The following is a 25,248-nucleotide window of genomic DNA, read 5'->3' as shown; positions in this document are numbered from 1 at the left end:
GGGGAATTTGGCCGCTCGATGAAGATTCCCGTGTACGGACCACGCCTGCGCAAGGTCGCCCGGCGCCACTTCGGGTGGCCTTCGCTGCGCCCGGGCCAGTTCAAGCCGATGCGCGCCGTGCTGCGGCGCCGCGACGCCCTCGTCGTGCTGCCCACCGGCGCCGGCAAGTCGGCGATCTATCAGATCCCGGCCGTCCTGCTGCCCGGCCCGACCGTGGTGATCTCACCGCTGCTGGCCCTGCAACAGGACCAGATCGCCGCCCTCAACGAGCGCGACGACCCGAAGATCCGCGCGGTGCGGGTCAGTTCGGCCGAGACGCCGGCGCAGCAGCGCGAGGCGATCGAGGAGATCCGCGCCGGTCGCGCCGAGTTCCTGTTCATCACGCCCGAACAGCTCAGCGACCCCGAGCGGATGGCCGAGGTCAAGTCGCTCCGCCCCGGCCTGGTCGCCGTGGACGAGGCGCACTGCATCTCGGCCTGGGGCCACGACTTCCGCCCCGAGTTCCTGGCGCTGGGCGACCTCATCAAGGGCATCGGCCGGCCGCCGGTGCTCGCGCTGACCGCGACCGCCTCGCCACCGGTGCGCGACGACATCATCGAGCGCCTGCACCTGGACAAACCCGAGATCCACGTCTCCGGCCTCGACCGCAGGAACCTCTTCCTCGAGGTGGCGTACTGCCCCGACGAGAACTACCGCTGGCGCAAGCTGACGGCCCTGCTCGACTCGGCGCCGCGCCCCGGCATCATCTACGTCGCCACCCGGCGGGCGGCCGAGGAACTGGCCGAGCGCCTGACCGACGCCGGCTACCCGGCCGACTTCTACCACGGCGGCATGGCCGCGGGCGCCCGCGAACAGAAGCACGAGGCCTTCACCGCCGACAAGGTCGACATCATGGTGGCGACGTCGGCGTTCGGCATGGGCATCGACAAGGCGAACATCCGCTGGGTCGCCCACATGGCCCTGCCCGACTCCCCCGACAGCTACTTCCAGGAGATCGGCCGTTCCGGCCGCGACGACGACCCCGCGCAGGCGCTGCTGCTGTGGCGTTCCGAGGACGAGGCGATCCAGCGCTTCTTCACCGGCGGCTCCCCCGACGAGGTCGAGCTGCGCGAGCTGGCGGCGGCGGTGCGCTCGGGCCCGAAGACCAAGACCGAGTTGAAGGAGGCCACCGGGCTCGGCCCGCGCAAACTCGGCTCGTACCTCAACCTGCTCGAACAGGTCGGCGCGGTGACCACCGGCCGTGGCAGCAAGCTCACGGTGCCGATCTTCGCTCCCCTGCCCGCGGCCGCGGCCACCGCCGCGGTCAAGGAACACGAGCGTCAGCAGGTCGTTTCCCGCTCCCGCACCGACATGATGCGGGGCTTCGCCGAGACCCGGGCCTGCCGTACGCAGACCCTGCTGGCCTACTTCGGCGAAGACCTGTCCCAGCCGTGCGGCCACTGCGACAACTGCGCCGAGGGCACCGCCGCCGAGACGGTCGAGGCCACCACCGACGAGCCGTTCCCCGTACACGCCAAGGTCCGCCACGGCGAATGGGGGCCGGGCACGGTGATGGGCTACGAGGAGGAGCGGATGACCGTCCTGTTCGACAGTGTCGGTTACAAGACTTTGTCCGTACCTGTCGTCGTCCAGCAGGAGCTTCTCGACCGAGCGTAGCCCACTCGAATTTCCCGGCGCCGATGCGGCGCCGCGGATCAACTGTATCGACGGCAACTCACCCCCAGTGTTCCTCCTGGTAGCGGAGAAGGTCGTCGCCGTGGAGCTGTTTGGTGGCGTTGCCGACCCGGACCCAGAAGTCGGTGGCGTCGTTGCCGCCCTTGCTGGGCTGTGCGAACACCGGCTTGCCCGCGGCAGCGACGCTGATCTGGCAGACGATCCGCCCGGCGATCTCCGGGAAGCGGATGCGGACGGTGGTCGCGGTCGGCGCGGACAGGCTGCCGTCGAGTAGTTGGCGCACGAAGAGTTCGTAGCCGTCAACGTTCGCCTGCGATCCCAGAGTGGTGAGGTCGTTCTCAACGCCGAGGATCGTCGCGTCGTCGGCGACGCCGATGAACAGGTTGCCGCCCTCGCCGTTGAGGAAGCCGCAGACGGCCTTGACGATGTTGTGCCGTAGCGACTTGTCGGGCTGCTGGGTGTGCACGTTCCAACGGGCGCTGGCCTTGAATTCGGTGCTCTGGGACTCGCCGGCGGCGATCATGTCGGCCGGGGTGGTCGGCACGTAGGCGGGACGTTCTCCGGTCAATGTCTCGAACGCTTCACGGACGACCCGGGCGATCAGCTGGCGCCGGCGCTCCAGGAAGGTCGGATAGTCCAGCTGTTCCCAGCCGACCGGCAGGGCGTGCCATCGCACCTGCCGTTCGAGCACCCTCGGGTCCATCGCGTTGGTGATTCTCGGCCAGTAGTCGTACGGCGCGTCGGTGTTGGACTTTCCGTGCGCCGGCCACGTCAAGTAGGCCATATTGGCGATGGCGTTGACCTGGCGCCGGTCGGTGATGCCCAGCCCGGCGAGCGTCTTGCGGTGGAACAGGTTGTCACGATCGACGCCCTTGGCGGGCTTTACCGAGGGATCGAGCAGGTCACGGATCCGCTGGTCACCGAAGAGCATCTCGGCGTCGAGGATGTTCAGTGCTGCCTGGTAGGCGAACAGCACCGGGGACCGCGACGACGAGGTGTCCAGCCGGTTCGGCAGGGAGATGTCCCAGTAGTCGCCGGTGAAGTTCGCCGCGATGATCCGGTCCAGCTCCGCGGCGAAGGCGCGTTGAGGCGCTATCGACTGTCGCGGCGGGCCTGGCGACGGGCGCCGGTGGCCCGGGTGGAGGCGCGCTGCTTGGGCAGGCCCGGGTGGTCGGGCTGCCGGTCGGTGCGCTGGGCGGCGCGGGTCTCGTTGCGCGGGCGCGGCGGGCCCGGCGGGTCGACGTTGCCGGGCTGCCGTGCCTCGGCCAGCCGCTCCGCCCGGAGCGCCTCGACGCTGGTCCGGGCGGCCGCCGCGACCGCCTCGCTGACCCGGGCCAGCGCGTCCTCGAAGACCTCGGCCTTGGCCCGGCTGCGTGTGTTCTTCGGGTACGCCCGGCCCCGCGCGCCGACCTCGCCGACCCGGGCGGCGGCCTGCCGGCGGTACACCTTCTGGTGCTTGTCGCGGGCCCGCCGGATGCGGTTGTGCACTTCGAGCAGGCCGTCCTTGTCGAGCCCGGCCAGATTCCCCGGCTCGGCCTCGCGGAAGAGCAGCAGCTCCGTCTCGGTCAGCGAGTTGACCATGCCCGGCAGATCGTCCATGGGCCGAGCATCCCCGCTCGCGACCGCGACCGCCTCACCCGTTTCGGAGGAGGCGGTCGCGGACGGCCCTTTGAAATCACACGGCCGCGAGCCGTGAGTCCCACGTCCGTGAGCCTCCTTGAGTCCCACGTCCGTAAGCCGTGAGTCACCGTCCGTTCGCGAGCCTTGAGTCACACGTCCGTAAGCCGTGAGTCACCGTCCGTTCGCGAGCGTTGAGTCGCACGTTCGCGAGCGTTGGGTCACACGTCCGCGAGCCGCCCGGCGTGACCGGCCTCGGCGGCCCGCCGGTACAGGACGTCCGCCTGCTCGGTGTCGCCGGCCTCGGTGCGCAGCAGGCCGAGCCCGTACCAGCCGAGACCGTGGCCACCCTCGGCGGCACGCTGGAAGGCGGTCTCCGCGTACGCGCTGTCGCCCATGCTGCGCAGGATGAAGCCGAGCTCCGCGTACGCCTCGGCCGAACCGCGCAGGGCGGCCCGCTGATAGAGCCCGGCCGCTCCGGCCAGATCGCCCGCATCTCGTGCGCGGTCGGCGAACCGGAGCAGCTCATCGTCGTTCCGGGAAGTCGCTGCCATGCCTCTCTGTCGGCCGTGCTCCCGCCGAGCTGAGAAGGACTCGGCTGGGCTCTCGCCGAGCTGAGAAGGACTCGGCCTCAGCTCTGGCGGAGCTGAGGCCCGGCTCTGGCGGAGCTGAGAATGATTCGCCCGGAATCCCGCGGAGCTGAGCGGGGATAGGGTCGGGCGATGTTTCCCAGTCCGCGGTGGCGGCAGTTGATCGATGAGCGGACCCGGGAAGCGGTGACTGTGCTCGGGCGGATTCCCGGGGTGCACGGGTTCGTGGTGGGCGGCAGCGTCGGGCGCGGGGAGCCGCGGCCGATGTCGGACATCGATCTGCTGCCGATCTACGACGACCCGGGGGCGGCAGCCGCGACGGCGGCCGGGCAGGCCGCGATGGTGGACTGGTGGGCCGGGTCGGGGCGGGCGCAGACGCTCGATCTCGCGTGGATCGCCTTCACCGTCGACGAGATCCGTGCGGTGATGGCGGCGGGGGCCGAGGCGCTGGCCGGGCGAATCGCGGCGGACCGCCGGTGGTTCCACGGGATCGACAAGGCGTACGGCGGCCGGGCCGGCGATCCGGGCGACGAGCTGACCGGCGGGTTCGTGGCGTGGCTGACCGAGCTGCGGTTTCACCCGGCTGTGGTGACCGCGCGCCTCGCGCAGTGGCGGCAACAGGCGCTGGCGGCGGCGGAGCTCGCGGGCGACCCGGACGAGGCGACCGCGACGAACAACCTCCGGGAGTCGGCGCGCGCGGTGCGCATGCTCGTGTTGGAGGGCTGGGGTGAGCGCCTGGGGTCGATGGGGCGGGAGTGGACCCGGTTCGAGCGGCTGGCCGACCGGCACGGTCAGCGCGGGCTGGCCGATCGGATCGCCGTGCTGGCCGGGGCCGACGTGCCGACGGCGGCCGCGCGGGCCGAGGTCGCGCCGCTGTGGCTGCGGGAGCGGATCGAGCTGTGCTGGGCGGCCCGGCGGGCCGTCGGCGAACAGGTCACCGAGGGTGAGAACGCCCGGGATCAACACTCCGCGTACGCCCTGCACGTGGCCCGGAAGCGGCCCGATCTGGACGGGCCGTGGACCGGCACGCCCGAGCCTCACCTCGACCCGTACCGGTCAGATCTTCGGCGTGTGATCGAGCTGACGGCCGGTGGGGTATAAGACAGCCAGCAAAGACTGCCAACCGAAGGATTCACCGTGAGCGACGAACCGCTGTACTCGATGCTGGGTTTCAACGACTCGGAGTGGGGGCTGCTCGTGGGCCTGCCGCAGTCGGTGCTCACCGCGGCCAGTGCCGCCACCCCCGACAGCACCCGCAAGACCCGCGCCGAGACGGCGGCCGGGATCGACGTGATCTCGGACGCCCGGGCATCGGCCAGTCCGCTGGTCGCGGCGGTGGCCGGGGCCATCGTGTCCCGGTCGGGCGACCCCGAGCTGGGTGAGGAGCCTCCGGTCATCGAGCCCAGCGACCCCATCGCGTACGCCGAGGACGTGCTCGGCCGGGCCGCCGAGGCCAACGCACTGCTGGTCGCCAAGGCCGAGCAGGCCGACGCCGAGACGTACAAGCACTGGCTCGTCGAGATCGCCGAGAGCGTCGTCGGCGCCGCCTCGACCGGCGGTGTCCTCGGACTCGGCGGCGAGACGGTCACCGACAGCGAACGCGCCTTCCGGGACGACCTGGCCAAGGTCTTCTCCGACTGATCCGGCGGCGCACCCGGCGTGCCGTACCCCGGCACGACGGGTGCGCCGCGCCGGGCCGCCCGGACGTAGGGTCGGATGATGGTCGTCGACGAGTACGTGCAGGCCCGGCCGGCCGCTGCGCTGGGGGCCTACGTCGAGTCGTACTCGGGATATCGCCAGCGCGGCGTCGCGCCGATGCGTCACCTCGGGCTGCCCTCGCCGTACCTGACGATGATTCTGACCCTGGACGAGCCGCTGGTCATGGCCGCCCATCCCGACCCGGGGCAGCGGCCGGGAAGTTACGACGCGCTGGTCGGGGGGCTGCATCTGACGCCCGCGGTGATCGTGCACGACGGGCGGCAGTCCGGGGTGCAGGTGGCGTTGCGGCCGCTGGGCTGCCGGGCGCTGCTGGGTGTGCCGGCCGCCGAACTGGCCGGCCTGGACGTGGACGCGGCGGCGGTGCTGGGCGAGGCCGCGGTGGCCGGGATCCGCGAACGACTCTGCTCCGCGCCGGACTGGCCGAGCCGGTTCGCGCTGCTGGACGACGCCTTCCGGGCCAGGCTGGCGGAGAACCCGGTCCGGCCCGAGATCACGTACGCCTACCAGCGCATCGTCCGGGGCACACCGGTGCGGAACGTGGCCGCGGAGGTCGGCTGGAGCGATCGGCACCTGACCAACCGTTTCCGGGCCGAGGTCGGGCTGCGCCCGAAGGAGACAGCCCGGGTGGCCCGCTTCGACCGGGCCCGTCGTGCCCTGCACCCCGGGGCGCTCATCGCCGAGGTCGCGGCCGCACACGGCTACGCCGACCAGTCCCACCTGGTACGCGAGTTCCGCGCGCTGGCCGGCTGCACCCCGTCCGAGTGGATCGCCGACCAGTTCGATTTCATCCAAGCCGTACGGCTCCAGCCCGCGCACGATGGGGCACATGACTGATGCGAAGACACCGCCACCGCAGGTGTGGCCGACCCTGCGGGCCGCCGACGCCCGCGCCCTGATCCGTTTCCTCGTCGACGCGTTCGGCTTCGAAGAGGTGGCCGTGCACGGAAGTGGCGACCGCGTCGAGCACGCCGAGCTGGCCTGGCCGCTCGGCGGCGGCATCATGCTCGGGTCCGATCGCGGCGGACCGGACGACGCGTGGCCGCTCAAGCCGGGCACGTTCGGCTGCTACGTGGTGGCCGACGACATCGACGCCCTGCACGAGCGGGCAGCCAAGGCCGGCGCCGAGATCCTCGAGGCCCCGTACGACACCGACTACGGCTCCCGCGACTTCCGGGCCCGCGACCCGGAGGGCAACCTGTGGTCGTTCGGCACCTACCGGGGTGAGCCCCGCCGCTGAACGGTCGCGGTGCTCTGTTGCGTCGCAGCCCACGTGGCCAGCAGTTCCAAGCCGTCGCCGGACGGGGTTCCCGGCTCGGCGGAGTAGGTCACCACCGTCAGCGCTCGGTCGCCGGTCAGGGCGAGCGCCTCGAAGTCCAGGTCCAGCTCACCGATGGCCGGGTGCCGGAACCGTTTGCTGCCGTGCCGGTGCACGTAGACGTCCTGAGCCGCCCACCAGCCGCGGAACGGCTCGCTGCGCATGGACAGCTCGCCGATCAGGTTCATCAGGTGCTGGTCGTCCGGGTGCTGGGCGGCGGCCATGCGCAGCGCGGCGACGGCGGAGCGGGCGATCTGCGCCCAGTCCGGGTAGAACGCCTGGGCATGCGGGTTGAGAAAGGTGAACCGCATCGAGTTGACCGGCAGCGCCGCCGGGTTCGCGGCGAACACGGGCGCGTACAGAGCCCTCCCGAGCGGGTTCACGGCGAGGATGTCGAAGCGGTGGTTACGCAGGAACGCGGGCGCCGTCATGGAATCGAGCATGCGGCGGACGGACGGCCGGATCTCCGGGGCGCTGTCGCGGCGTACCCGGGCGCGGGCCGGCGTGGGACCGGCTGCGCGCGCCAGGTGGTACAGGTGCTCGGTCTCGGTCTCGTCGAGCCGGAGCGCGCGGGCCACAGCGTTCAGGACGCTGTCGGAGACGCCGGCCAGATTGCCGCGCTCCAGCCGCGTGTAGTACTCGACGCTGACCCCGGCGAGGGCAGCGACCTCACCGCGGCGCAGCCCGGCGACCCGGCGGCTGCCGTACGCGGGGATGCCGGCCTGCTCCGGGGTCACCTTCGCCCGGCGGGAGGTCAGGAACGCCCGTACCTCGCTGTTGTTCATGAATCCAGGCTAGGCACGCATCTCGGCCGGAGGGGGTCCCTGCCGTTACCCCCTCCGGTAGAAACTCCCTGGAGGCGCCGGAGCGGTGTTTGCTGGGGTCAGGCCGGGTACCGCTTGGGGAAGGGCGGGACCTTCGCCGAAGCCGAAAGGAAACGCTCCATGACCATCGTTCCGAACCTGACGTCGAACAACGGCGTCGAGATGCCCGCGATCGGCCTCGGCGTGTTCCAGACGCCGCCGGACGAGACCCGCGACGCCGTCCTGGCCGCGCTGTCGACCGGCTACCGGCACATCGACACCGCGGCCGCCTACGGCAACGAGCGCGAGGTCGCCGCGATCGACGCTCTCGACACCGGCCGGCGCGGCGGCCCGGAGCCCGAGGCCGTCACCCTCGAGACGTTCGGCCGGCCGATCCCCGAAGCGTGAACCACCCGGCCCCCGGCGGGTCCTGACACACGACTACACGGAGGACACATCATGCGTACCGCGAAGCTCGGCGCACTCGAAGTCGGCCGGATCGGCCTGGGTGCGATGGGGATGTCGCACGGCTACAGCGGCGCCGGGAGCGACGACGCCGAATCCATCCGGACCGTTCACCGGGCGATCGACCTCGGCGTCACCCTGATCGACACGGCCGAGGTCTACGGCCCGTACGTCAACGAGGAGCTGGTCGGCAGGGCGCTGCGGGGCCGCCGCGACCGGGTGGTGCTGGCGACCAAGTTCGGCCTGATCTCGCACACCGGACGGGGCGCCGGCGGGGCGGACAGCAGCCCGGACAGCATCCGTACGGCGGTGGAGGGCTCGCTGAAGCGGCTGGGCACCGACCACATCGACCTGTACTACCAGCACCGCGTCGACCCGGACACGCCGATCGAGGACACCATGGGGGCCCTCGCCCAGCTCGTGACCGAAGGCAAGATCCGGTACGTCGGTCTGTCCGAGGCCTGGGCCGGCACCATCCGCCGGGCGCACGCCGTGCACCCGGTCACGGCGCTGCAGTCGGAGTACTCGCTGTGGACCCGCGACCAGGAGGAGATCCTGCCGCTGCTGCGCGAGCTCGGCATCGGCCTGGTCGCCTACTCGCCGCTGAGCCGGGGCTTCCTCACCGGCGCACTGCGCACCCCGGCCGACGTCGAGAAGCTGGACGACAACGACTTCCGCAAGAACCACCCGCGCTTCACCGGCGAGAACTTCCAGCGCAACGTGCGCCTCGCCGACCAGGTGCGGGCGGTGGCCGACCAGGTGGGCGCAACCTCGGCCCAGGTGGCGCTGGCCTGGCTGCTGGCCCAGGGCGGCGACATCGTGCCCATCCCCGGCACCAAGCGGGTCAGCCGGGTGGAGGAGAACGCGTCCGCCGACGCCGTCACGCTGACGCCCGACCAGATCGCGACCCTCACCGCGCTGCCCGTGGCCGAGGGCGGCCACCACACCGAGGAACAGATGCGAATGATCGAGCGCTGAGTCGCACCTCGGCAGCCTGGCTGTAACCATGGTTACATCGAGGCCGTGGCGGGTCCCGGGCAGTGGGTGCTGTTGGTCTACCCTCTGCCGCGCGAGCCGTCGCGGCCTCGGATCGCGGTGTGGCGCAAGCTGGAACGGCTCGGCGTCGTGCGGCCGGCGACGGCACCCTGTTCGTCCTGCCGGGCGCCGTGGCCCTGCTCGGCGTGATCGCCGGTCTGCCGGGCGCGTGACCACCGCCCAGCAGCACAATCGCGATGCGTCAGTGCACGAACGTGCGAGCAGCTCCATGCGCCGCCAGCGTGGCTACCCCGCCGCAGCGCCGGTTACAGCAGGCCGCGTTCAAAGGCGACGGCCACGGCGGCGGCGCGGTCGCGGACGCCGAGTTTCGCGTACGCGTGCAGCAGGTGGGTCTTCACGGTGGCCTCGCTGATGAACAGGCGTGACGCGGCCTCCTTGTTGGAGTTGCCCCGCGCGATCAGGCCCAGCACCTCGAGCTCGCGCTGGCTCAGCGGCTCCTGGGCCGGGGAACGCAGGCTGCCCATCAACCGCCCGGCGACCGCCGGCGAGAGCACCGACTCGCCCCGGTGGGCCGCCTCGACGGCCCGGAAGAGTTCGTCGCGGGACGCGTCCTTGAGCAGGTAGCCGGTGGCGCCCGCCTTGATCGCCGGCAGCACGTCGGCGTCGGTGTCGTACGTCGTCAGCACGAGGACGCGCGCCCGGGACCCGCGCGAGACCAGCGCCTTGATGGCCGTCACGCCGTCCATGCCGGGCATGCGCAGGTCCATGAGCACGACGTCGGGGTCGACGGAGCCGGTCACCGCCAGCGCCTCGCGCCCGTCGCCGGCCTCGCCCAGCACCTCGAAGCGGCTGTCGCCGGTGAACATGCCGCGCAGCCCGTCCCGGACCACGGGATGGTCGTCGACGATGACCAGGCCGATCACGCGGCGGCGCCGATCACGATGGCCGGCACGCAGGCCGAGAGGGCGGTGCCGCTGCCGGGCTCGGACTCGATCTCGAGGCTGCCTGCGATGCGGGCCAGCCGCTCACGCATCGCGGCCAGGCCGTACCCGCCCTGCGCGTTCAGCACCGGCGGCAGGGCGGGGTCGAAGCCGTCGCCGTCGTCGCGCACGTCCAGGGTCACCACGTCCTCCATGTAGGACAGCGTCAGGCCGACCCGGCCCGCCGCTGCGTGCCGGGCCACGTTGGCCAGGGCTTCCTGCGCCGTACGGAGCAGCGCCGCCTCGATCTCGGGCAGCAGCGCCCGGCGGGTGCCGGTGGTGATCAGCTCGGCGTTCACCTCGTGGACCCGGGTCCATTCCCGGACGACCTCGTCGATCGCCTCGGGCAGGCCGGAGCCCTCCAGGTTCTGCGGTCGCAGCGCCTGCACCGACCGCCGCGCCTCGGTGAGGCTGTCACGGGCGAGCCGCTTGGCGTTGTCGAGGTGCCGCCCCTGGTCGTCGGGCCGGGCCGTCGCCGCCTCGGCCGCCTCGAGCTGGGTGACGATGCCGGTGAGACCCTGGGCGAGCACGTCGTGGATCTCGCCGGCCATCCGCTGCCGCTCGTCGAGCACGCCGGCCTCGCGGGCCTGGGCCAGCAGCTGGGCGTGCAGGCCGGCGTTCTCCTTGAGCGCCGACGCGAGTTTGGCGTTCGCCACGCCGAGCTCGTCGATCATGCGGGCCCGTTTCTCGGTCTGTTCCAGGGTCCACATGGTCACCCAGATCATGACGTTGGCGACCCCGATGTTGATCGCCAGCAGGACGAGGAAGACGGGCAGGATGCCCGGTTCGCCGAGGCTGGGGAAGCCGCCGATCTGCGAGACGGCGCCGGCCCCGGCGACCAGCGTGCCGGCCGCCAGCCGCCGCCAGCTCTTCAAGCCGTACGTGGTGAGGATGTAACCGCTCCAGGCGAAGAACCCGAAGAGCGGACTGGTCCAGACGAGCAGATAGATCAGGGCGGCCAGGCCCAGGAAGAAGACGATCATCTTGCGTTCGTCCTGCTCCCACTCGGGGTGCAGGGCGACCCACCAGACCAGCCAGCCGGCGGTGGCGAGGACGGAGAGGCCGACGAACAGCCAGGACTTGTGCGGAACGCCGACCGAGGAGCCGGCCACCACCAGCACGATCGAGGCCGCCAGCGCGACGTACGGCAGCCGGCCCATGATCCGTTCCACCCGGGCTGACGTCGACCCTTCCGTCACTTCACCGCACCTCCGTCACGACGCGGACCGCTCACGACCAGCGGAACGTACGGACCGCGAGAACCCCGAACACGGCCACGTACCCCACCAGAACCGTAGCGGAGAGCAGGTTGGGCCAGCTGCCCGTCATCGCGTCGCCGAGCGCCCGCTGGCCCGCGCCGAGCGGGGTGAAGTCGGCGATCCGCTGCAGCACGCCGGGCATGACCTCGCGCGGCGTCCACAGCCCGGCGAAGAACATCAGCGGGAAGAACAGGATCGTGCCGACCGAGCTGCCCGCCTTGCCGGTGGGCACCACCGCCGCCACGAACAGGCCGATCGCGAGAGTGCCCGCCGTGGTGAGCAGGAACGCCAGCACGAAGCCGCCGAACTGCGAGGCCAGCGCCACGTCGAAGGCCAGGCGCCCGACGGCCAGCACCAGCGCGGTCGACACGATCGCGGTGATCCCGAACATCGCCAGCTGCGCGCCCAGCAGCTTCAGCGGCGACACCGGGGTGGTCGCCAGCCGGCGCAGCACACCCCGTTCCCGATACGTGGCCAGCACCGCCGGGGCGACCTGGATGGCGACCATGGCCAGAGTGAGCACCACGGCGATGCTGACGTAGAGGTCGATGACCCGGCGCCCGCCGATGTCGGCGCTCGGCTCGCGGAACGACGGGATGCTGCCCAGAATCACCACCAGCACCGTCGGGAAGAGCAGGACGAAGAAGGCGGAGACCGGCTCACGCAGGAACAGCTTGAGTTCGGTCAGGGTCAGCTTGGCGAAGACGCGCATCGGGACTACTCCTTCACGGACCGGCCGGTCAGCTGGACGAACGCGTCGTCCAGGCTGGCCTGCTCGATCCGCAGGTCGGCGGCGATGATCTCGTTGACGGCGAGCACGGACGTGACGGCGTGCAGCAGGTTGCCGGCGCCGACGACCTCGATCTGGCTGCCGTGCCGGCGCACCGTGCGCACCTCGGGCCGGGCGAGCAGCAACGCGTCGTCGAACGGGGCGGACGGGCGAAAGCGGATCCGCTGCTCGGTGTCCATCCCGGCGATCAGCCCGGCCGGGGTGTCCAGCGCCACGACCTCGCCGCGGTCGATCACGGCGAGCCGGTCGCAGAGGCGCTCGGCCTCCTCCATGAAGTGGGTGACCAGCACGATCGTGACGCCGGCGGCCCGTACGCCCTCGATCAGATCCCACGTGTCGCGGCGGGCCTGCGGGTCGAGCCCGGTCGTCAGCTCGTCGAGGATCGCGATCTTCGGGTTCCCGATCAGCGCCAGCGCGATCGAGAGGCGCTGCTTCTGACCCCCCGAGAGCTTCGCGTACGACGTCCTCAGCTTCTCACCGAGGCCGAGTTCCCGGGTCAGCGCCCGCCAGTCGCCCGGCTCCGGATAGAAGGAGGCGTACAGCTCGAGCGCCTCCCGGACGGTGAGCTTGTCCGGCAGGGCGCTCTCCTGGAGCTGGACGCCGACATCGTTGCGCAGCGAACGGTCGCCCGGGTCGCGGCCGAGCACCCGGATCGAGCCCCCGTCGGGCTCGCGCAGTCCCGCGATGCTCTCGACGGTGGTGGTCTTGCCGGCGCCGTTGGGACCGAGAATGCCGAAGATCTCGCCGGCTTCCACCGTGAGCGAGACGTCCCGCACCGCAACCGTGTCCCCGTACGCCTTGCGCAGGTTACGGACCTCGATGACTGTCATGCGTCGAGCGTCCCAAGAGGACCGGGGTCACGAATCGACCAGCTCGCTCCACCGCTCATCCACCAGTTGGTGGATGACGGCCTACGCCATGGCTTCCTCGGCGCTGCTCGGGTTGTTGCTCTTGCGCAGGCCGGTGACCGCCGAGTAGACGGAGCCGACCTGGGCCGCGACGCGCTTCCACGAGTACGCCTGCCGGGCCCGGTCGAGCGCGGCCGTGGCGTACGCGAATCGCCGCACCTTGTCGTTGACCAGCCGGCGCAGCGCGCCGCCGAGCGCCCGCGGGTCGCGCGCCGGCACCAGGTCGCCGGTCAGGCCGTCGACCACCGTCTCGGTGAGCCCGCCCACCGCCGTCCCGATCACCGGCACGCCGCAGGCCATCGCCTCGAGCGCGGACGCCTCGAACTGCTCTTCCCACGGCGCCGCGACAAGCACGTCGGCCGAGCGGTACCAGCTCGGCATGTCGCCCGCGGGCACCCCGCCGATGAGCCGGAAACGGTCGGACACCTGGAGCTTCTCGGCCAGCGCGCGCAGCTTGCGGGCGCCCGGGTCGGCGGTCAACTGGTCGGCCGGCGGGCCGCCGACAACCACCACCTCGGCGTTGGGCACGTAGCGCATCGCCTGGAGCACGTCGCCGAAGCCCTTGCGCTCGACGAGCCGGCCCACCGACAGGATGCGGGGACGCTCGGGGTCGCGGTCGGCGGCCGGGCCGTCGGGGGTGAACCGGGCGCTGTCGACGCCGGCCGGCACGACGGTCAGCCGGGCGCGGGGCACGCCGATGCGGACCAGGCCCTGCACCTCGTCCTGGCTCTGGGCGACCACGCGGTCGACCGCCCGGCCCAGGGCGCGCTCGTAGCCCGTACGCGTGGGCTGCCCGTTGCCGGCCTGGATCTGGCCGAGCTCGTGGAACGATTGCACGACGGGGATGCCGAAGTGGCGGGCCGCGGTGACGGCGGCGAGACCGCTGGTCCAGAAGTGGGCGTGCACGACCTCGGGCAGCCACTCGCCGATGCGCCAGCTCTGCTCGAGCGACCGCGCGAACTCGCCCATGTGCGGCAGCAGCAGGTCGGGCGGCAGGAAGTGGGGCGGGCCGGCGGTCACGTGAACGACGCGCAGGCCGCCCGGGGTGGTGACCACCTCGGGCGTCGCCGGGTCGTCGCGCCGGGTGTAGACGCACACCTCGTGACCGAGCTCAGCCAGGGCCGCGGACAGGCCGGCGACATGAGTGTGCTGGCCGCCGTCACCCAGAGGGCTGGCGTGCTCGGAAATCATGGCGATGCGCACGAGGTCCCCTCCGTAGTGCAGTGGTTGCGGGAGGCTGATGCCCGGCTGCCGGATCCGTAAACCTGGGCCCCTCTGTTACGGCGTCGTCCCGCAGGGTATGTCCACGCCGTGGCCATCGTTCAGCGTACTGTTCAAGCTCCGCCGGACCGGGTGTTCGCCGTCCTCGCCGACGGCTGGACCTACAGCGACTGGGTCGTCGGCACCGTGCACATCCGCGACGTCGACCCGAACTGGCCCGAGGTGGGTTCGCGGTTGCACCACAAGGCCGGCCCGTGGCCGCTCTCGCTGCACGACAAGTCCGAGGTGCTGGCGATGGAGCCGGGCCGCCGGCTGCGCCTCAACGCCGGGCTGTGGCCGCTGGGCGAGGCCGTGGTCGACATCCACCTGGAACCCGCCGGCGAGGGCGCGACCAAGGTGATCATGCACGAGGACTTCGAGCGGGGCCCGCTGCTGGCGGTGCGGAACAAGCTCAACGACCTCGTCCTGCACCGCCGCAACATCGAGTCGCTGCGCCGGCTGGCCGACGTCGCCGAGCGCAGCCGCACCGTCCGCAGTCAGTAGAGCTGCTTGAGGTAGTGGCGGCGGTAGCTCTCCAAAATGGGACGGATCTCGCCCGTCGCACTGTGGTCCAGCTCGTCGAAGGCGTGCCGGTAGAGCGTCACGTCCTGCGACCCGCTCGTGATGATCGAGGTGTTCAGGACGTCGATCACCACCCGTCCGTCGTCAATCACCTCGAACCCGTGCAGGTGAAGGATCGACCAGGATCCGGCGGTCGGGATGATCTTCAGCTCGACGTTGGGCCGGTCCGCCAACTGCTGGAGCCTCTTGATCTGCGCCAGCATGAACTCGGGCGCGACGATCGCATTGCTGAGGACCGACTCGGTCATGACAAAGAAGAACCGGCAATCCGGGTTGTTCAGGACCTCCTGCCGTCGCACCCGGGCCGACACAGCTTCGGCCACGACGATCTCGCCGAGATCCGGAAAGGCAGCTCTGCGAGCGTCATGGACCCCCAGGAGCACCGCTCGCGCGTATTCCGCGGTTTGCGCGAGACCGACCACAACTACGGGCTGGAACACTCTGAACTCACGACCGCCGCTCTCGGTGCTGGCGACCGAGCGGCCGGACACGATGATCGATCCAGTCGCCGATCGCATGTCGGTGAGCCGATTCTGGCTCAGTTCTGCTTGCTCGGTAACCCATGCGATCGTCTCTGGCGACGCCCCCAGCGCCCGGGCCAGCCGACCTGCGTCGCGGGGCGAGACCGTCACCGCTCCCGTCTCGATGCGAGAGATCTTGGACTGACTCATTCTGACCATCTGGCCGAGTTGCTGTCCGGTGATACCGGCTTCGGTACGAAGACGATGAAGGACCACGCCGACAGGTGCCGACGTCGAGCCGCCATTGGCGGAGAGCGGTTCGCTGCTCAATCGAAGACTCCTCTGGCGTGGCCCCTCGTGCGGTCACCGGCCGGTCAGCCCTCCGCACGCACCGCCGCGGCAAGGAGATCAGCCGGCACCTCGACGAGCAACTCGCCCGGCGGCAGGTCGATGCCGGCCTGACTGCTCGTGACGGCGTAGCCCTGGACCAGCACGGTGCCCCGGTCGGTGCGATAGACCGTCGGGCAGCTGCCACCCGTACAGGACGCGGCGATCTCCTTCAAGATCATCTTGGTGGCGCCAGCCGCTTCGTTGAGCTCAGTCATCAGGTTCTTCAGTCCGTTCTGATCTTATTTATGCACGGTCCAGAATGCGATGCCTGAACAACGAATGCCAACCAGCTAGGTGGCGCTCAGTTACGTGTCACCCTGCCATGTGGCCATTAAAGGAGGCAATGTCCTTTATTCGCGTCACCTGCATATGCCCTGGCGCGGCAAGCCCTCTGACTTCACCCTGAAGCAAAGGACACGCTGTGTGATCTACCTCATCGATCCACTCAGGACAAGGAGGCAGGCATGAACCTCGCGACACAGATCAGTAACAGTGCCCTCTCGATAACGGGCACGGCCTACCTCCTCATCGCCGCGCTGTGTCTCTTCTTAGCACTCCACCAGGTGAAACAGCTCGTGATTCCGATCGGTCCCCTGATTCGAGCGGTCGCCGCGGTTTGCACGGTGATCCTTTGCCTGAGTGCCGCTCTGGTCCTCCTGACAGCGGCTGCGGTGGGAGCGCACTGACATGGACGTTCCACTCATCGTAATCGTCGCCATCGCTCTCGTGGTGGTTCTATGCGTCACCGCCGAATTGCTGAGCGCCGTGGTTCCCCTGCTGCTGGTCATAGCGTTCGTAGCTCCCGAGGACCGTCCTGCGCTGGCTGCGGTGCTCGCAGCCGCGGACAGCTCGCACCGGTTACGCTTCTGGCCGGCTCTCCAGGCCGCTGTCGCGGCGCGGCGACTCAGGCGTAGACCGCACGGTGGCTGGCGTTGATCACTCCGCGATAGGCGTCGCCCAGCAGGGCCCGGTCGCGGGCCAGGGCGGCGCGTGCCGCGTTGCTGCCGGGAGCGCCGTGCACGCCACCGCCCGGATGGGCCGACGAACTGGCCATGAACAGGCGGTCGACCGGGGTGTCGGCGCGGCCCAGGCCCGGGACGGGGCGCAGGAAAAGCTGCTGGAACGCGGCCGCCGTGCCACCGCCGAGCGCGCCGCCGACCAGCGACGGGTTCTCGTTCTGCATGTCGGCCGGCGAGAAGACGTTGCGGCCCACCACCTCGGCCCGGAAGCCGGGGGCGTGCTCCTCGACCACCGCCTCCATGCGGTCGACGTGGGCGGCGATCTCGTCGGGATCCCAGTGTGCGCGGTGCGGCAGGTGCGTGTACGACCAGAGCGACTCGGTGCCCTCGGGCGAGTGCCCGGGATCGGCCGTGGTCATCTGACCCAGCAACAGGAACGGGCGTTTCGGCACCTCGTCGGTGGCCAGTTCGGCGGCGTACCGGGTCAGGCCGTTGAGGTCGGCGCCCAGATGCACGGTTCCGGCGCCGGCGGCGGCCGGGCTCTTCCAGGGCATCTTCCGGCGTACGGCCCAGTCGACCTTGACCGTCGCGCCGTCCCACCGGAAGTGGGCCAGGTCCTCGACCAGCCGCGGCGGCAGCCAACGCTCCCCCACCAGGTCGAGGTAGAGGGCGGGCGCGGGCACGTCGGCGATCACCGCCCGGTAGGCCCGGTAGGGCTCGCCGGCCGACAGCACGCCCATCGCCCGGCCGCGGGCGATCAGCACCCGCTCGACCGGCGCGTCGTAGACAATCCGGCCGCCGCGCTGCTCGAGCCGGGCCACCAGGGCGTCGGTGATCCGCTGGGCGCCGCCGGCGGGCACCGGCCAGCCGTACTGCTGGCCCAGCATCGCGAGGAGCCAGCCGTACACGCCGCCCCCGGCCTCCTCGGGCGACAGGTCGGTGTGCAGCGCGCACCCGGCCATCAGCAGCGTGCCGCCGTCACCGGCGAACATCTCGGAGCCCATTTCCCGTACGGAGAGGAGCAGACGCCGGGCCATCCGGAGCGAACCGCCCACCCGGAGCCGCCGGACCACGTCGACACCGTGCCGCACCGGCGGGAACGGGGTGAGGATCGTGTTGAGCATCGCGTCGGAGACCGACAGCCACTCGTCGTACGCGTTCTTCCACTTCTGGCCGTCGCCGGGAGCGAAGGTCTCGAGCGACTCCATCGTGCGGGTCAGGTCGCGGTTGATCGTGGCCGCCCGGCCGTCCGGGAAGAGATGGGTCAGCACGTCCGGGGCGTGCGTCCACCGCAGACCGTGGTCGCCCAGATCGAGACCGTTCAGCACCGGCGAGGCGAACCCGAGCGGATAGAACGAGCTGAAAAGATCACTGAGATAGCCCGGTGCGGTCACGTAGCCCGACCGCACCGCGCCGCCCGGATGCGGCGTCGCCTCCAGCACCAGCACCGACCACCCGGCGTCGGCCAGCAGGTTGGCGGCGACCAATCCGTTGTGTCCCGCTCCGACCACGATCGCATCCGCGCTCTGCATGTCCACTCCCTGCGTTTGCCGCCCTCCGTGCCCGGGTAGCTGCCGTCAAAACCTGTCAGGAGCCGGCATGGACACCGAGCCCACCGTCGACCGGGAGTCCGAGGCGGCCGCCGACGACGTTACGCCGCATCCCCTGCCCCTCAAGCTCCGCCAGCTCCGGTGGCGCGGCTGGCGCTCGGTGATGTGGCGGAGCGTGGCCGGCTACATCGAGGACGACTGCTCCGACTACGCCGCGGCGATGACCTATCAGACGGTCACCGCGCTGATCCCGTCGCTGGTCGTGATCGTGGCCCTGATCAATCTGGTCACCGACGGGTCGGCGGCGCTCAACGCCACCGTCGGCATCCTGCGCGACATCGGCATCGGCTCGGTGGTCGACAACGACGGCCTGCTCCCGGTCGTGCAGGCGCTGCTGGTGCAGCAGAGCTCGGCCCGGGTGCTGTTCGGCTTCGGCCTGCTGCTCGCGCTCTGGTCGGCCTCCGGTTACGTCTCCACGTTCTCGCGGGCGTCCAACCGCATCTACGGCGTCCGCGAGGGCCGCTCCTGGTGGAAGCTGCAACTGCTGGAGATCCTGCTGGCCGCCGTGGCGCTGGTGCTGCTGGCCTCGATCGGCGCCGGGCTGATCATCAGCGGTCCGCTGGTGGACGCGGTGGGCGACGCGCTCGGCGCGGGCTCGACGGCCCGGCAGTTCTGGTCGGTCGGGCGCTGGCCGGTGCTGGTCGCCATCGCCACGATCGTGCTGTCGCTGCTGTTCTGGATCGCCCCGAACGTGCGGCAACCGCGGTTCCGCTGGCTCACCGTGGGCGGGGCGGTCTCGCTGCTCGTGTGGAGCGTCGCGTCGTTCGCCTTCGGCCTCTACGTGGCGAACTTCGGCTCGTACAACCGCACCTACGGCAGTCTCGGCGCGATCATGGCCTTCCTCGTCTGGATCTATCTGTCGAACATCGCGGTGCTCCTCGGTGTGCAGGTCAACGCGGAGGTGCAGCGGGCCCGGCTGCGCCAGGCGGGCGACGACGATCCGAAAACCCCGCTCGCCCCTCGTTTAGCCCCGGCCGACCCGGGCACCAGTTAGTGCGTAAGGCGGGGTAACACAACCAGGAGGAGTTCACACCGTGAGCACCGTGACCGAGTCCGTTGACGTCGAAGTTCCTGTGCGCACCGCATACAACCAGTGGACCCAGTTCGAGGAGTTCCCCCGGTTCATGGAGGGCGTGCAGGAGATCCGTCAGCTCGACGCGACCCACACGCACTGGAAGACCGAGATCGCCGGGGTCAAGCGGGAATTCGACGCCGAGATCACCGAGCAGCTGCCCGACGAGCGGGTGGCCTGGAAGTCGACCGAGGGCGAGAAGCAGGCCGGCGTGGTCACCTTCCACCGGCTCGACGACACCCACACCCGGGTGACCGTGCAGATGGACTTCGACCCGCAGGGCTTCGTCGAGAACGCCGGCGACAAGCTCGGCATCGTCGACCGCCGGGTCAAGGGTGACCTCAAGCGTTTCAAGGAGTTCATCGAGCAGCGCGGCGGCGTCGAGACCGGCGCCTGGCGCGGCGACGTAGATCGCCCCGGCCTGTAGAGCAGGGGTTCCTCCCAAGGGAAAAGCGGCCGCCCGGTCACCGGGCGGCCGTTTCCGTGCGCGTCCAGCGGGTACCCGGCCGCCTCGCTCCCACCCCGACTACGAAACAGAACCTAAGCGGGGGCACGACGCAGCGACAACAGGCCGACCGGCGATCGGGCCCGCAGCCAGTAGCGGTCGCGGGCGGTGGGCCAGATCGCCGGGGTCAGGGTCGTCGCCGGGGGCAGCCCCTCGTCGGCGGTCCAGGGCGTCAGCGCCGAGGCTGCGCCACCGGCCAGGTACAGGCGCAGAGGCGTGGCCGGCGGTGTCGAGACGGTCAGCGTGCCTACGCCGCCGGTCAGGGTGAGCGGCACGGTCCCCCAGGGCGCGGGCAGGCGCAGCTCGATCAGGCCGGTGGCGCCGGCGACGAGCCGGGTGATGCGGCCCCGGCTCAGATCCAGCCGCTGCTCGCCCGCCCCGGCCGGAAGGCGCAGATCCCACCGTACGGCCCGGTTGAGCACGATCCGGACCTCGTTCCGCCCGTCCTCACCGGTCGGCAGCAGGGCAACCCGCACCAGCCCCCCGCGGCGCGTCACCCGCGGCCGCAAACCGGACCCGGCCGGCGTGGTGACGCGGTACAGCAACCCCGGAATGTTGGCGAGCATCACCTGCACGCGAGAGGCCGCGTCGGGCACGACCAGCCGAGCCGCGATCGTCCGGCTCTGCAGTGGCCCCGTCACGGTGTGCTCCCGAGCCTCAGGCGCCGCTACCGTCGCAGCCTTCTCACAACCGGTGATCGCCAGCGCCGCGACCAGCAGCAATGCGATTATTGAGCGGTGGCGACGCAAGCCTGAGGGCACTATCGGACAACGGAGAATCGGCCGAACGGGTGACGGCGATCCACCCGATGCGAGCCACACTGTCCGAATGCGTTCTGCCGGTTTCCTCACCGATCGTCAGCGTCGCCTCGCCTGGATGGGCTTTCTGCTCGCCGCTTTCCAGGCCCCGCTGGCCGCCAATCTGATCGACGACGCCTCCTGGCTCTTCGCCGTCGTGGTGGCCATGGTCGTCGCCACCGTCATCCTGGCCGACGACGCCCAGCGCCGCCGGCCCGCGCAGGCCGAGGCGGAATAGGCCGCCTCAGCGCGCCTCGTGCCCCGGCTTGCCGTGGGTGCGCCGCCGCTCCTTGAGCGCACTCTCGTACAGGTGCCGCCGCCCGTCGGCCAGCTCGTCGCGGGCGGCGCTCTCGACCGTACGGAAGAAGCTCCAGTACGTGTCGTCGTACTCCTCGAGGATCTGGAACGTCCAGTGCCCCGGGATGACGTTGCGGCCGATCAGATCCTGCTGGATCCGGTCGGCTGTCGCGTCGTGGCCGGCCTTGCGGAACAGCGCCACCGCCTCGTCCAGCTCGAAGTCGGCCTTGCCGGTGAGCTGATGGAACGAGTGCAGGTGGCCCCGGGCCCGCTCGGTCGTCTCCAGGGCCGAGCTGAGTTTGCCCAGCGCCTCCACGGTCGTGTCGTCCATGCCGCTCTCCTTTCCCCGCCGGAAAAGCTTCAACCGAGCTGCACCTGTGCGAAGAACCGTTGGCTACCCGTGGCTCCTTAACGTCTCTTCTCATGAATGGCCTGTTCAGCGGCGCTGCCGCCCGTGCTGCCCACCGTTCCGCCCACGCCAGCCTGACCGAGCTGCACGACACCGTCGGCGCCGGCCTCGTCCAGGCTGACGCCAACCCCGGCCTGATGGCCCTCGTCGACCAGCACGCCGCGGGCATCCGCGACAGCCTGTCGTCGGACGTCCGCCCGCTCACCGCGGTGCTGCTCGCCGCGTACGCGGAGGGTGTGCGCGACGCCGCCTTCACGCACGGCTGGCGCCCGCCGGCCGGCGAGATCGACTGGATCGCCAACGACTGGGTGCTGCGCCGCCTGCTGGCCGTGTGTGCCCTCGCCCGCGCCCTGCCCCAGCCCGCCTGACCCGGACTCCCACCCGCTGATCGACCCTTCATTGAGGGCCGGTGCCACCCGGCGCCGGCCTTCCTCATTTCCCTTCCTCATTTCCCTTCCTCGCCGAACCATCGGCTGAGCTGCTCCGCCAGCGCGCCGGGATCGTCGCCGGTCCAGGCGATGTGGCCGTCGGGGCGAAGCAGGACGTTGCTCGCCCCGGCCACCCGGTCCACGCGATCGCCCCACCCCGGCGCGTCCACCCGGCCGACGAGCACGCCGCGCCCGCTGCGCATGTGCTCATAGAGGCGGCCCCGCGTCACGGGCACGTCCCGCTGCCGCCGGCCGACCCGGTCGTCCGCCGAACCGAAGTCGTACCGGACGCCGAGCCCGGTGATCTTCTCGATCAGGTGGCGGTTCACGTCCTCGAAGTCCATCAGCTCCGACAGCAACCGCCGCACGGCCTGCGGACCGGGCGCGGTGTTCATCAGCTCCATCTGCGCCCGCGTGTTGGTGAGGACGTCATCGGCCACCGGCCGGCGTTCGGCCTCGTACGTGTCGAGCAGTCCGAGCGGCGCCCAGCCCCTGATCTCGGCGGCGAGCTTCCACCCGAGGTTGAAGGCGTCCTGCAGACCGAGGTTGAGCCCCTGACCGCCGGTGGGCGGATGCACGTGGGCGGCGTCCCCGGCCAGAAACACGCGGCCGGCGCGGTAGCGGTCGGCCAACCGGCTGGCGTCCCCGAACCGGGACAGCCACCGCGGCGAATGCACCCCGAAATCGGTGCCGGCCACCGCCCGCAACTGCTCCCGGAAGTCGTCGATGGTCGGCGGCACGGCCCTGTCCTCGGCCACTCCGGCGGCCGGGACCACCACACGATGGACGCCGTCGCCCATCGGCCCGACACCGAACCGCTTCTCGGTCAGCCGGACCCGCGCCGTTGTGGCAGCCACCTCCTCGGCCGAAGCGGTCACCTCCATCTCGCCGAGCAGCGTCTCGACCCGGGCCGGCTCCCCCGGAAAGCCGACACCAGCCAGCCGGCGAACCGCGCTGCGGCCGCCGTCGCAGCCGACCAGGAAGTGGGCGCGCTCCTCGCCGCCACTCGTCCCGACGGTCACGCCGTAGTCGTCCTGCGTGAGTGCCAGCACTTCACACCCGCGCCGGATCTCGGCCCCGGCCTCGGCGGCGTGCTCGGCCAGCAGCCGGTCGGTGACTGTCTGCGGGATGCCCAGGACGTAGGCGTGCGCGGAGTCGAGCGCCGGGGCGGGCTTCTCGATGCCGGCGAAGAAGCCGCCCACCGGATGCCGTCGCCCGTGCGCGAGGAACCGCTCGAGCAGACCCCGCTGGTCCATGATCTCAATGCTGCGAGCGTGTAGCCCCAAAGACCGCACAAACGGCGGCGGCGCCGCGTCCTTCTCCACCACCAGCACGCGTACGTCGTGCAGCCGCAACTCGGCCGCCAGCATCATCCCCGTGGGCCCGCCGCCGGCAATGATCACGTCAAACATGAGTCCCCTGATCCCCTTCGCTTCGCCGCCGCTCCGGCCCGCAACCGTCCCTTGTCGATCTTCGGTCGGCGAATTTACCCAGCTCACGGCGTTGACCGAGCCATCCTGCGCCCCGCCCCCGGTCTTGCCGCAAGCCCTGTGTCGCGCTATAAGTTGGAGTAGGCAGGGAGCGCGGTCAGTCCGATGTGGGGTCTGTCCTGCGCGAGCGGGCAGCGGATGGGATCACCTGGGTGCTCTCGGTGTCGTCGATGCCGCTGCCGTCCTCGGTTCTGCTGCCGTCCTCGGTTCCGCTGCCGATGAGGATGGTGTCGTTCGGGCCCGGGTTGACGATCGTGGTTCCGACGGCCGTCGTGGTGATGACGGCGACCGTGTCGTCCGCGCCGGGCTCATGGCGCGGCGGCGGAATCACCTGGGTCTCATCGGCGTGGACGCCGGCGGATGCGGTGTGCTGGTTCCCGAAACCCGTGTGGGCGGACTCGGAGGCGGCGTGGATGTCGAGCCGGGTGGCGTCGGTCCCGGTCCAGCCGGCCAGGTGATCGCGCCGCTCGGCAGACTCCGCGTCGGTCCTGGGGCGGGCAGCCAGGTGATCACGCAGCTGGGCGGACTCGGTCGCGGCCAAGGTCAGCCAGGACTCCCAGCGGGACTGCATCGGACGGACCAGGCCGCCGCCCACGCCGACGATCAGCACGCCGGCCACCGTGGCCAGGACGGCGATCAGCACCGGCCTGGTGATCGCGGTGGCGACGCGCACCTGGTCGAGGGCGGCGATCACGCCCAGCGTGACGATGACGAGCGAGGTCGCGCGGGCCACGAACCGGCCGTACGGCAGGCCGCCCAGCGCACCCACGACGAGATCCTCGGCGGCGCGGGCGACGGCGGCCGCCACGACCACCAGCACGATCGCCACCAGCAGCCGCGGCAGCCAGCCGATCAGGTCGGTGAGCAGCGAGCTGACCGGGTTGGGCCCCCACACCCCGAAGGCCAGCTGCGCCGCGAACAGCAGCGCGGCGGCGAAGGCCAACTTGCCGCACAGCTCGCTCGGCGTTGTGCCACCGGGGGCGAAGAGACGCCCGGCCGCTCCCCGGGCCACGGCGCGGTCCAGGCCGGCCCGGTGCAGGCCGCGGCAAACGGCCACCCGCAGCAGGCGGGCCACCAGCCACCCGATCAGCAGGATGGCCGCGAAGGCCAGCACGGCCGGCACGATCAGCACCACCGACCGCCACATGTCGCTGAGGCCCCGGCCCAGCCCGTCCCCGGTCATCGTGCGCTCCCTGCGTCGGATCCGGGCCGGCCAGCTGCCGGCCCGAGTGAGGGAACGACCGGAACCACCTGATTGTCACGATGCCGAGACCCGCGGCCGGAGAACGCGTGCCCGCAGAAGGCACAAAAGGCGGAACTACCGCCCGCTGCGACGCCGTCCGGCACCTGACTCCTGCGGACAGCGCCGGAAGGGGGCTACCGGTCGCCGCGATGGCGGATCGGGTCCGCGGCGGCGGCCGGCACGTCCGGCCGTACGGAAGCCTGCTCGGTTGCCGACGGCGGCGCGGGTGTGGCGGGGCCGGAGGATGGCGCGAAAGACGGCAGAACGGGACGCAACGCGGTGTAGCCGGCCGCACCGGCGAGGAAGACGGCTGCGGCGACGATCGCGAGGCGACCGCGGGTCACCGGCGGCCGGGCGACCGGCCGGGGCGTCACCGACAGATCGATCAATGGACCACGTTGTGCCGGGATGTGCGGGCGGCGTACGGGCGACAGCAGGCGATCCTCGGACACGAACAACACCGTAAGTGACGACAATGCCCTGACGCCAGGTCAAGTCGGGTCACAAACGCTACTGACCGTCATTTCGCGCGGAGTATCCACGAGTGGGATCAGGGGGTCGTACCGTCAAGAATCGGACGGTTGGCCGGTGCGGCATCGTCCGAACGGCCGAGCCGGGCTACTCTTTGG

The 25,248-nt window shown here is 71.0% G+C and carries 29 protein-coding genes and 1 pseudogene; 13 read left to right on the top strand and 17 right to left on the bottom strand.

Annotated elements, in window-relative coordinates:
* The first annotated feature begins 18 nt into the window (after positions 1-18).
* A complete protein-coding gene (locus LXN57_RS15760; protein ID WP_251798914.1) occupies positions 19-1,656 on the top strand; it encodes a RecQ family ATP-dependent DNA helicase in 1,638 nt (545 codons plus the stop codon).
* A gap of 58 nt (positions 1,657-1,714) precedes the next feature.
* Here the strand turns inward: LXN57_RS15760 and LXN57_RS15755 are convergent, their stop codons facing one another.
* From LXN57_RS15755 to LXN57_RS15745, 3 genes are all read right to left on the bottom strand, one after another.
* Positions 1,715-2,650, bottom strand: a complete 936-nt coding sequence (locus LXN57_RS15755) for an RNA-binding domain-containing protein (protein ID WP_251798913.1) — start codon at positions 2,648-2,650, stop codon at positions 1,715-1,717.
* A gap of 116 nt (positions 2,651-2,766) precedes the next feature.
* Complete coding sequence (locus LXN57_RS15750; RefSeq protein ID WP_251798912.1) at positions 2,767-3,273, bottom strand: hypothetical protein; 507 nt, start codon at positions 3,271-3,273, stop codon at positions 2,767-2,769.
* A gap of 239 nt (positions 3,274-3,512) precedes the next feature.
* The gene (locus LXN57_RS15745) at positions 3,513-3,845 is read right to left on the bottom strand and encodes a hypothetical protein (protein ID WP_251798911.1); all 333 of its coding nucleotides are present in this window, start codon (positions 3,843-3,845) and stop codon (positions 3,513-3,515) included.
* A gap of 168 nt (positions 3,846-4,013) precedes the next feature.
* Here LXN57_RS15745 and LXN57_RS15740 point away from each other — a divergent pair, with 168 nt between their 5' ends.
* The 4 genes from LXN57_RS15740 to LXN57_RS15725 all read left to right on the top strand — a co-directional run bounded on the left by LXN57_RS15740 (position 4,014) and on the right by LXN57_RS15725 (position 6,837).
* Positions 4,014-4,982: a nucleotidyltransferase domain-containing protein gene (locus tag LXN57_RS15740; RefSeq protein ID WP_251798910.1), complete on the top strand. Its 969-nt coding sequence runs from the start codon at positions 4,014-4,016 to the stop codon at positions 4,980-4,982.
* Positions 4,983-5,018: 36 nt separating this feature from the next.
* A complete protein-coding gene (locus LXN57_RS15735) occupies positions 5,019-5,522 on the top strand; it encodes a hypothetical protein (RefSeq protein ID WP_251798909.1) in 504 nt (167 codons plus the stop codon).
* A gap of 78 nt (positions 5,523-5,600) precedes the next feature.
* Positions 5,601-6,434: a helix-turn-helix transcriptional regulator gene (locus LXN57_RS15730; RefSeq protein ID WP_251798908.1), complete on the top strand. Its 834-nt coding sequence runs from the start codon at positions 5,601-5,603 to the stop codon at positions 6,432-6,434.
* Entirely contained in the window at positions 6,427-6,837 is a 411-nt protein-coding gene (locus tag LXN57_RS15725; RefSeq protein WP_251798907.1) for a VOC family protein, read from the top strand. Before LXN57_RS15730 ends, LXN57_RS15725 begins: the two co-directional genes overlap by 8 nt.
* Here the strand turns inward: LXN57_RS15725 and LXN57_RS15720 are convergent.
* Entirely contained in the window at positions 6,813-7,700 is an 888-nt protein-coding gene (locus tag LXN57_RS15720) for a helix-turn-helix transcriptional regulator (RefSeq protein WP_251798906.1), read from the bottom strand. The two genes, LXN57_RS15725 and LXN57_RS15720, sit on opposite strands and share 25 nt — an antisense overlap.
* A gap of 159 nt (positions 7,701-7,859) precedes the next feature.
* Here LXN57_RS15720 and LXN57_RS47900 point away from each other — a divergent pair, with 159 nt between their 5' ends.
* Positions 7,860-8,126 (top strand): aldo/keto reductase, encoded by a 267-nt coding sequence (locus tag LXN57_RS47900; RefSeq protein WP_285904628.1) that lies wholly within the window; start codon positions 7,860-7,862, stop codon positions 8,124-8,126.
* A gap of 51 nt (positions 8,127-8,177) precedes the next feature.
* Complete coding sequence (locus LXN57_RS15710; RefSeq protein ID WP_251798905.1) at positions 8,178-9,161, top strand: aldo/keto reductase; 984 nt, start codon at positions 8,178-8,180, stop codon at positions 9,159-9,161.
* Between the two features lie 323 nt (positions 9,162-9,484).
* Here the strand turns inward: LXN57_RS15710 and LXN57_RS15705 are convergent, their stop codons facing one another.
* From LXN57_RS15705 to LXN57_RS15685, 5 genes are all read right to left on the bottom strand, one after another.
* Positions 9,485-10,102 carry a response regulator gene (locus LXN57_RS15705; RefSeq protein WP_251798904.1) on the bottom strand — a complete coding sequence of 206 codons (618 nt, stop codon included), beginning with the start codon at positions 10,100-10,102 and terminating at the stop codon, positions 9,485-9,487.
* Positions 10,099-11,358 (bottom strand): sensor histidine kinase, encoded by a 1,260-nt coding sequence (locus tag LXN57_RS15700; RefSeq protein WP_251798903.1) that lies wholly within the window; start codon positions 11,356-11,358, stop codon positions 10,099-10,101. The genes LXN57_RS15705 and LXN57_RS15700 overlap by 4 nt, the downstream gene beginning before the upstream one ends.
* 31 nt (positions 11,359-11,389) lie before the next feature.
* Positions 11,390-12,130: an ABC transporter permease gene (locus LXN57_RS15695; protein ID WP_251798902.1), complete on the bottom strand. Its 741-nt coding sequence runs from the start codon at positions 12,128-12,130 to the stop codon at positions 11,390-11,392.
* Between the two features lie 5 nt (positions 12,131-12,135).
* Positions 12,136-13,038 carry an ABC transporter ATP-binding protein gene (locus LXN57_RS15690; protein ID WP_251798901.1) on the bottom strand — a complete coding sequence of 301 codons (903 nt, stop codon included), beginning with the start codon at positions 13,036-13,038 and terminating at the stop codon, positions 12,136-12,138.
* Between the two features lie 81 nt (positions 13,039-13,119).
* The gene (locus LXN57_RS15685) at positions 13,120-14,319 is read right to left on the bottom strand and encodes a glycosyltransferase (RefSeq protein WP_251798900.1); all 1,200 of its coding nucleotides are present in this window, start codon (positions 14,317-14,319) and stop codon (positions 13,120-13,122) included.
* A gap of 108 nt (positions 14,320-14,427) precedes the next feature.
* Between LXN57_RS15685 and LXN57_RS15680 the strand changes: the two genes are divergently transcribed.
* The gene (locus LXN57_RS15680; protein ID WP_251798899.1) at positions 14,428-14,880 is read left to right on the top strand and encodes an SRPBCC family protein; all 453 of its coding nucleotides are present in this window, start codon (positions 14,428-14,430) and stop codon (positions 14,878-14,880) included.
* Here the strand turns inward: LXN57_RS15680 and LXN57_RS15675 are convergent.
* Positions 14,874-15,749, bottom strand: coding sequence for a helix-turn-helix domain-containing protein (locus tag LXN57_RS15675; protein WP_251798898.1), 876 nt, complete (start codon positions 15,747-15,749; stop codon positions 14,874-14,876). The two genes, LXN57_RS15680 and LXN57_RS15675, sit on opposite strands and share 7 nt — an antisense overlap.
* A gap of 44 nt (positions 15,750-15,793) precedes the next feature.
* Entirely contained in the window at positions 15,794-16,024 is a 231-nt protein-coding gene (locus LXN57_RS15670; RefSeq protein ID WP_251798897.1) for a hypothetical protein, read from the bottom strand.
* A gap of 249 nt (positions 16,025-16,273) precedes the next feature.
* Between LXN57_RS15670 and LXN57_RS15665 the strand changes: the two genes are divergently transcribed.
* On the top strand, positions 16,274-16,495 hold the full coding sequence (locus LXN57_RS15665) for a hypothetical protein (RefSeq protein ID WP_251798896.1): 222 nt from the start codon (positions 16,274-16,276) through the stop codon (positions 16,493-16,495).
* Positions 16,496-16,713: 218 nt separating this feature from the next.
* Here the strand turns inward: LXN57_RS15665 and LXN57_RS15660 are convergent, their stop codons facing one another.
* Positions 16,714-18,300 carry a phytoene desaturase family protein gene (locus tag LXN57_RS15660; RefSeq protein WP_251798895.1) on the bottom strand — a complete coding sequence of 529 codons (1,587 nt, stop codon included), beginning with the start codon at positions 18,298-18,300 and terminating at the stop codon, positions 16,714-16,716.
* Positions 18,301-18,367: 67 nt separating this feature from the next.
* Between LXN57_RS15660 and LXN57_RS15655 the strand changes: the two genes are divergently transcribed.
* Positions 18,368-19,372 (top strand): YihY/virulence factor BrkB family protein, encoded by a 1,005-nt coding sequence (locus LXN57_RS15655; protein ID WP_251798894.1) that lies wholly within the window; start codon positions 18,368-18,370, stop codon positions 19,370-19,372.
* Positions 19,373-19,412: 40 nt separating this feature from the next.
* Positions 19,413-19,877, top strand: a complete 465-nt coding sequence (locus LXN57_RS15650) for an SRPBCC family protein (RefSeq protein ID WP_251798893.1) — start codon at positions 19,413-19,415, stop codon at positions 19,875-19,877.
* Between the two features lie 113 nt (positions 19,878-19,990).
* Here the strand turns inward: LXN57_RS15650 and LXN57_RS15645 are convergent, their stop codons facing one another.
* A complete protein-coding gene (locus LXN57_RS15645; protein WP_251798892.1) occupies positions 19,991-20,596 on the bottom strand; it encodes a toast rack family protein in 606 nt (201 codons plus the stop codon).
* A 187-nt stretch (positions 20,597-20,783) separates the two neighbouring features.
* Here LXN57_RS15645 and LXN57_RS15640 point away from each other — a divergent pair, with 187 nt between their 5' ends.
* Positions 20,784-20,990 (top strand): hypothetical protein, encoded by a 207-nt coding sequence (locus LXN57_RS15640; protein WP_251798891.1) that lies wholly within the window; start codon positions 20,784-20,786, stop codon positions 20,988-20,990.
* Between the two features lie 6 nt (positions 20,991-20,996).
* Here LXN57_RS15640 and LXN57_RS15635 read toward each other — a convergent pair whose 3' ends face one another.
* Positions 20,997-21,380 (bottom strand): hypothetical protein, encoded by a 384-nt coding sequence (locus LXN57_RS15635; protein ID WP_251798890.1) that lies wholly within the window; start codon positions 21,378-21,380, stop codon positions 20,997-20,999.
* 92 nt (positions 21,381-21,472) lie between these two features.
* Here LXN57_RS15635 and LXN57_RS15630 point away from each other — a divergent pair, with 92 nt between their 5' ends.
* Positions 21,473-21,826: a DUF6401 family natural product biosynthesis protein gene (locus LXN57_RS15630; protein WP_251798889.1), complete on the top strand. Its 354-nt coding sequence runs from the start codon at positions 21,473-21,475 to the stop codon at positions 21,824-21,826.
* 77 nt (positions 21,827-21,903) lie between these two features.
* On the opposite strand, the gene LXN57_RS15625 is transcribed toward LXN57_RS15630, so the two are convergent.
* From LXN57_RS15625 to LXN57_RS15615, 3 genes and pseudogenes are all read right to left on the bottom strand, one after another.
* A complete protein-coding gene (locus LXN57_RS15625) occupies positions 21,904-23,298 on the bottom strand; it encodes an FAD-dependent monooxygenase (protein WP_251798888.1) in 1,395 nt (464 codons plus the stop codon).
* A 409-nt stretch (positions 23,299-23,707) separates the two neighbouring features.
* Positions 23,708-24,559 (bottom strand): annotated as a pseudogene (locus tag LXN57_RS15620) (mechanosensitive ion channel family protein); the annotation flags it as partial.
* 194 nt (positions 24,560-24,753) lie between these two features.
* Complete coding sequence (locus LXN57_RS15615) at positions 24,754-25,071, bottom strand: hypothetical protein (RefSeq protein WP_251798886.1); 318 nt, start codon at positions 25,069-25,071, stop codon at positions 24,754-24,756.
* Between the last annotated feature and the right edge of the window lie 177 nt (positions 25,072-25,248).

The organism is Paractinoplanes hotanensis (assembly GCF_023717965.1).
GTDB classification, from domain to species: domain Bacteria; phylum Actinomycetota; class Actinomycetes; order Mycobacteriales; family Micromonosporaceae; genus Actinoplanes; species Actinoplanes polyasparticus.
Note: the sequence above shows the minus strand (reverse complement) of the source record. Positions and strands in the feature narration are given on the sequence as shown.